At 33.3% G+C, this 5,227-nt stretch carries 7 protein-coding genes and 1 riboswitch; of the genes, 5 read left to right on the top strand and 2 right to left on the bottom strand.

All coding sequences use genetic code 11. From position 1 onward, the window contains the following. Nucleotides 1-210: 210 nt before the first annotated feature. Nucleotides 211-330 (bottom strand): YjcZ family sporulation protein, encoded by a 120-nt coding sequence (locus ACMZ42_RS26720; protein ID WP_370078913.1) that lies wholly within the window; start codon nucleotides 328-330, stop codon nucleotides 211-213. Nucleotides 331-436: 106 nt separating this feature from the next. Here ACMZ42_RS26720 and ACMZ42_RS26725 point away from each other — a divergent pair, with 106 nt between their 5' ends. Next, complete coding sequence (locus ACMZ42_RS26725) at nucleotides 437-865, top strand: hypothetical protein (protein WP_415733370.1); 429 nt, start codon at nucleotides 437-439, stop codon at nucleotides 863-865. A 331-nt stretch (nucleotides 866-1,196) separates the two neighbouring features. Continuing rightward, nucleotides 1,197-1,472, top strand: a complete 276-nt coding sequence (locus ACMZ42_RS26730) for a hypothetical protein (protein WP_415733371.1) — start codon at nucleotides 1,197-1,199, stop codon at nucleotides 1,470-1,472. Between the two features lie 259 nt (nucleotides 1,473-1,731). Here ACMZ42_RS26730 and ACMZ42_RS26735 read toward each other — a convergent pair whose 3' ends face one another. Continuing rightward, nucleotides 1,732-1,878, bottom strand: coding sequence for a YjcZ family sporulation protein (locus tag ACMZ42_RS26735; RefSeq protein WP_134019426.1), 147 nt, complete (start codon nucleotides 1,876-1,878; stop codon nucleotides 1,732-1,734). A gap of 428 nt (nucleotides 1,879-2,306) precedes the next feature. After that, nucleotides 2,307-2,491, top strand: a riboswitch (cobalamin riboswitch). A gap of 175 nt (nucleotides 2,492-2,666) precedes the next feature. Here ACMZ42_RS26735 and ACMZ42_RS26740 point away from each other — a divergent pair. From ACMZ42_RS26740 to ACMZ42_RS26750, 3 genes are read left to right on the top strand one after another with little or no spacing between them, the layout of a single operon-like run. After that, nucleotides 2,667-3,248, top strand: coding sequence for a tyrosine-type recombinase/integrase (locus ACMZ42_RS26740; protein ID WP_415733372.1), 582 nt, complete (start codon nucleotides 2,667-2,669; stop codon nucleotides 3,246-3,248). Next, complete coding sequence (locus ACMZ42_RS26745) at nucleotides 3,235-3,615, top strand: hypothetical protein (RefSeq protein ID WP_415733373.1); 381 nt, start codon at nucleotides 3,235-3,237, stop codon at nucleotides 3,613-3,615. The genes ACMZ42_RS26740 and ACMZ42_RS26745 overlap by 14 nt, the downstream gene beginning before the upstream one ends. A gap of 1 nt (nucleotide 3,616) precedes the next feature. Then, complete coding sequence (locus ACMZ42_RS26750) at nucleotides 3,617-5,224, top strand: terminase large subunit domain-containing protein (protein WP_415733374.1); 1,608 nt, start codon at nucleotides 3,617-3,619, stop codon at nucleotides 5,222-5,224. Nucleotides 5,225-5,227: the final 3 nt, after the last annotated feature.

The raw sequence follows: 5,227 nt of genomic DNA on the forward strand, positions 1-5,227 counted from the left end.
ATATATTCGCATATAATTATAAATACATAAAGGTCACATCTAACAAGGTGTGGCTTTTTATTATGCCTTAGGCGGTTGAGTATGAAATTGAAAGATGAGAATTTAAAAGGATCACCCGGAGGATAGTGACCCTTAGTAAAGATTTGGAGGTGTAAGGTTAAATTAGTATTACCTTACAATAGTTATGAGCATTTTAGGAGATATAGGGTATTAATAACCTCTATTCATGAAAGTAGCGCCGACAATAATTAGAAGAATGAACAGAACAACGACAAAAGCGAATGGGTTACGTTCGCGACGCTCTTCGCGAAATTCTCCGCAGTATTCCATAAAATATCCCTCCTTTCTATAATCTATAATCTATAATATGTATAGTTTTCAAAAGGGATTGCGGTATTTATCTTAGGATGCGTTAGAAAAATGTTTAAAAATAAATATGTTAAAAATAGGTATACACTATCAAGAAAAAATAATAGATGTTGATCCTGGCAAGCAGTATGCTACTGAATATGTCGAACCAAGTGAAGATGAGAAATTTATTGATAGGTATTTGCTTGACTTAACAAGTAAAGAAGTTCAGTATGATTTAGCAAATAATTTAGATAAAGATTTCTACTTAAATAGAACTGTTAAGTTATGTAGTTATTATAATTACGGATACACTAATGAAAAGGATTTCTTTTGCGGAGAATTAACACCTATTGACGGAGGATATTCAGATTCGTGGTATTTATATTTAAGTAGAGATACATTTAAAGACGTATATCAAGAATTATTAAAAGGTGATGTTAATATGAGAATTTCAGCAATTATACCGTCTAAATCATATAAACGTGGTCAAGGTAATATGGCATACTCGAAATAAGTACGCTGATATTCTACCACAAGAGGCAGAAACCTCCGTAGCCATTTCATCTACGCAGATTCTCAACAAGTTGGGAAGGTAGTAGCAAATCACGACCACCTTACAAGGGTATCTAAATTAAAGACACCAGATATGATGAAGAATGTCGACGAAAACGAAAAGGGTATATACAATGTTTATACCCTTGGTGGGGAAGATTGTTCCCACGGAGTACAATCCAATCTCGTAAAAACTAGTAGAATGTGTACTCTACTTATCAGGTGATTAGATATGGATATTATCCGCTAGTTTAGGTTTATGTTTCCATATATAATGTATTATGGAGAAAGGTGTGGAGAAATTGAAAGTATCTAATAGAATGAAAGTAAATATTATTGTTTGTCTAATCGGTTTTATCTTTATAGGTTACTTTACAGCAAAACATTATATCCGAGTGACTAATTGTATGGAATCATCCAGAGATGGGCTACTGTATGACAAGGATTTGTGTTACCGCAATATTGATAATAATCGAGAGGTAGAAGATTGGGAGCAATACAAGCGAGATATGAAAGATGCAAAGTTTAAACATGACCTATACGAAGAAGTAGAAAGAATGAATAAATAAGAATAAAAACTAGGACTGTCCTTAATTGAGTAGTCCTTTTTATTTTCTCCTTCAGACCTAACATGCTAATAAGCACTGATGCATATCTTCTGCGTTTATCAATCCAATCAATTTCCTAATTTCAGATTAATATTAATTACATCTCTATATTGAATGGAAATTGTACAAGAGAAGGTTGTGAGGACGTGGGTTATGTAATTACGGGATAGAACTATAAAAGGGTCACCAGGCTGGGAGCGCGACCCTTAAATTAAAAATGTTAATATCCAGTCATGAAAGTAGCGCCGACAATAATTAAAAGAATGAATAGAACCACAATTAACGCAAATGCGGAACCATTTCGATTACCGCCACCGTAATAGCAACCTTCATTTATGCCACCAACATTTCCACCATAGTAACCCATAAAGAACACCTCCTTTTTACTATATATTATGTTAGTTATAGAGAAGGAGTGGGGTGTTAAACTATTCAGTTATAGGCATTAAAAAATATATTTTTGTGAGAAAAGACAGGGAAAGCAATCGACAGATTCAATCATGAATAACTTTGAAATTGCATTAGAGGATTATGACTTCATTCGGCATTAGATTCCCACTATGGTTGCCAACTAGGTATATTGCAAGATGAAATTATGCAAGAGTTAAAAATTGACTTCACCACTACATTATAGTCGTCGGGTTCGAGAGAATTAGAATAATTAATAGGGTTATCTCATTAATTTGGGATAGCCCTTTTTTGTCTTTTGACAAATACTAGAATACATATTACAATTTAAACCAGAAATACAAAAGGAATATCTACTCTACATGTATTAGTGTGTTAAATTACAATTAATATTAATAATTAATAGGTGTAAATTGCGTGCAATTTACTTAAAAGGGAAGTCGGTGCAAATCCGACACTGTCCCGCAACTGTAAATGTGAGCGACTTTTCATAGACCACTGTTTAACGACGGGAAGGAGAAAAGTAGCGATGATCATGAGTCAGGATACCTGCCTATTATGAGTACACACCATAACCCTACGAGGAAAGCATTTTTTATAAGGAATGGTGATGTGCTACAAGCGTTATTATTGTAAGATTTTTAAATATTTATATTGTATTTTAGGATAGTGGTGTTATATAGCCCTATTTCTAAATAATATAGACACCTCCCTTGGATTATTTAAATCTAAAAGGAGGTGTCTTTTTTGTTATTAAAATTTGCAATACAAGATTTTTTGGATGAAAAGGAACTTCAAAATTTAAGTAAACCTACATTGCAAAGTTATAAAACATTTTTTAGAGAATTTAAAAGGTGGTTATATGAGAAAGAAGTAGTTGATGTAGATGATATTACGCCTTCTATTATCAAAAGCTATTTACTTTATTGTAAAAATGAACGTGGAAACTCAGCGCCTACTATAAATACAAAGCTGAAACACTTGAGAGCCTTTTTTAATCATTTACAAGATAATGAGTTTTTGCTAAAAAATCCAATCCTTAAAATAAGCAAGATGAAAGAAGATACTCAAATTGAAGTATTTACTGATGCTCATATCAGAAAAATGTTGGCTTATTATAGAAGGGTAAAAGGTAAGGATAAGCAATTTTTAGCGTTCAGGAATAGTTGCATCATTACAACCTTACTAGGTACTGGTATACGCATAGGAGAATTGTTAAATTTACAATGGTCTGATATAGACACGCAAAATTATTTAATGACTATCTACGGCAAAAATCGTAGACAAGAAACAGTTCCATTGACATCTATGAAGTATGAATATATATGAAGCATTAAATACAGTATCATGGAAGAAGAAAGAATATTTCCTTTGGAAGCATAATTTATCTGTATTGCGAGAAGTGCCACTTACAGAAGAAGAACTATGTAAGAAGATTAAAAGCCAGTCGCTTTCTTATATGCACAAGTGGGAAAAGACCGATCAATATCATTATTTTGTCAATTTATATATAGAATCACAAGCAGGTAAGGACTTAGAGGAACTATACGCTATTGCAAAGGAAAAGGCTAGTGTAGGTGATGAGAAAGGTATAAAACTACTTCTTGATTTACATAAGCAAGTACAGGCATATAACAAGCAAGCCAATAAAGGTAAGCCGTCCACTAATACATATGATGAGTTGGAGTTAGATTAATATGGATGCAAAGATTAAAAAAGTTTTTGATAGTTTCCCATTGTTTGCGAAGAATTTTATATACATAACTGATAACAACAATGATGTCGTCAAATTTGAATTAAACGATGCCCAGTTAGAGATTGTTGAATTGATGCAGCATAACAGATTTATAAATGTTGGAAAAGCCCGCCAATCTGGGATTTCCACGTTCACCCTCGGGCGGGCTTTGTTCAGAGCGTTAACTAGAGAAAATGAAAATATTTTAATCGTTTCTTATAAATTAGACAGCGCAAAGGCTTTATTTGAAAAGTTAAAGCAAATGAATGATTACATACCTAGAGAAAGGTATCCTGATTTATTTCCTAAAGTGAAAAGGGATAACAGGGATGAATTAGTGTTTGCGAATGGAAGTAAAATTAAATCGGTAACGGCAGGAAATAAAGATGTTGGTCGAGGCAGTACCTATACATATATACATTTATCTGAATTTGCCTTTTATGGTAATCAAGAAAAGCAATTACTATCAGTTGAACAGTCGCTTGCAAAAGGTAGTGAGAGTCAATTAACAATTGAAACAACATCTAATGGTACAGGGAATCATTTTTACCGACTGTATATGCAAGCAATGAAGAATAAATCGAAATATATTGCTTACTTTGTACCTTTTTATCACAAGTTATATGCGAAACAATTTGCTCATGATTATATGGAAGCCGTTGAATGGTATAAGGCTAATAATAACGGTAAAAAATTAACTAAAAATGATTTAGATGAGGAAGAAATGAATCTGCATAAGTCAGGTGCTACACTCACTCAATTGACATGGCGAAGATGGAAGATGTTGGATCTTGGATCAGAGAGTGACTTTTATCAGGAGTATCCTTCCAATCCGTTAGAAAGTTTTATTTCGACAGGAAATGCGGTATTTAATCAAACAAAGGTATTAAACAGATTATCCTATGCAAATGAGCCAATTAATAAGAATGAGGTACGTGAGAAGTTACCCGAGAGCATTCGAAAATGGGCTAGTAAGGGAATTGTATTATTCGATTATCCTAAGAAGGGTAAAAAATATTACTTTGGAGTAGACACGGCATCGGGTTCAGGTGGAAATAATGACTCATCTACTATTGTTGGCTTTGATGAAGATGGACAGCAAGTATTAACATTTGAAAGTAATAAAATATCAGTTTATGAGTTTGCGGAGTTGATTGACGTTCTCGGACGTTGGTATAACTACGCTTTTTTAGTTGTCGAGAGAAATTCGTATGGTCTTCCAGTTATCGAACGTCTACGCAAAGAATGTGGATATGAAAATATGTATAAGCAAAAGATTTTTGATGAACGTGGTAAGAAAAAGTTACAACTAGGTTACATGACTACAGATAAAACAAAAGCTATCATGATTAGTGATTTTAAAGAGTCATTTGAGAAAGGTTTAATAAATATTGAGTGTAAGCAGACTTTACAGCAGATGCAAATGTTTGTAGAGACAAATGGAAAGTTAGGTAATAAGCGAGGAAATACAGAAAAAAATCACGATGATCTAGTTATTGCAGGAGCATTATCCGTACAGGGAATGAAGGCGAATAAGTGGTACCGCGATATCTATCGTCCCTACGTGTAAATG

Source organism: Lysinibacillus sp. NPDC056185, assembly GCF_047737915.1.
GTDB lineage: Bacteria > Bacillota > Bacilli > Bacillales_A > Planococcaceae > Lysinibacillus.

Coding starts and splice junctions, on each gene's coding strand:
- ACMZ42_RS26720 (WP_370078913.1), bottom strand. CDS start 330: ATGGAATACTGCGGAGAATTTCGCGAAGAGCGTCGCGAACGTAACCCA.
- ACMZ42_RS26725 (WP_415733370.1), top strand. CDS start 437: ATGTTAAAAATAGGTATACACTATCAAGAAAAAATAATAGATGTTGAT.
- ACMZ42_RS26735 (WP_134019426.1), bottom strand. CDS start 1,878: ATGGGTTACTATGGTGGAAATGTTGGTGGCATAAATGAAGGTTGCTAT.
- ACMZ42_RS26745 (WP_415733373.1), top strand. CDS start 3,235: ATGAATATATATGAAGCATTAAATACAGTATCATGGAAGAAGAAAGAA.
- ACMZ42_RS26750 (WP_415733374.1), top strand. CDS start 3,617: ATGGATGCAAAGATTAAAAAAGTTTTTGATAGTTTCCCATTGTTTGCG.